Origin of the sequence: Burkholderia sp. BCC1972 (assembly GCF_905339605.1) — a bacterium.
Taxonomy (GTDB): Bacteria; Pseudomonadota; Gammaproteobacteria; order Burkholderiales; family Burkholderiaceae; genus Burkholderia.
The window spans coordinates 1-708 of the sequence record NZ_CAJPGH010000084.1; the positions used below are offsets into that span (position 1 = coordinate 1).

Sequence of the window (708 nt, forward strand, 5' to 3'; positions counted from 1 at the left end):
ACATGTCGGCGGCTTCAACCTGTCGCAGACGCACTCGCTGTTCGGCCTGCAGCTGCCGTCGGTGTACATGTACTACTACCTGTTCGTGCTGTGCTCGCTGCTGGTGATCTGGACGTGTACGCGCCTGCAGCATTCGCGCATCGGCCGCGCATGGGCGGCGATCCGCGAGGACGAGATCGCGGCAAAGGCGATGGGCATCAACACCCGTAACGTGAAGCTGCTCGCGTTCGCGATGGGCGCGTCGTTCGGCGGCCTGTCGGGCGCGATGTTCGGTTCGTTCCAGGGCTTCGTGTCGCCGGAATCGTTCACGTTCTGGGAATCGATCGTCGTGCTGGCGTGCGTGGTGCTCGGCGGCATGGGCCACATCCCGGGCGTGATCCTGGGTGCGGTGCTGCTCGCGATCTTCCCGGAATTCCTGCGCTCGACGATGAGCCCGCTGCAGCACGCGCTGTTCGGTCACGACATCGTCGATACGGAAGTGATCCGTCAGGCGCTGTACGGCCTCGCGATGGTGATCATCATGCTGTATCGCTCGGAAGGCCTGTGGCCCGCGCCGAAGCATGAGGACAAGATCGCGAAACTGGCGAAGCGCAACAGCAAGAAGCCGGTGCGCGCTTAACCAACGGACAAGGGGATACACACATGAGCGACAAGCAAATCCGACTGTCCGTCTCGGGCGTGAACAAACGCTTCGGCGGGCTGCAGGCA

General features: G+C 63.1%; 1 protein-coding gene. It reads left to right on the forward strand.

The window, feature by feature from the left end; translation table 11 throughout:
• Positions 1-619 (forward strand): branched-chain amino acid ABC transporter permease (locus U5798_RS36900; RefSeq protein WP_322084881.1); only part of this gene is annotated, 619 nt, incomplete at its 5' end.
• Positions 620-708 lie beyond the last annotated feature (89 nt).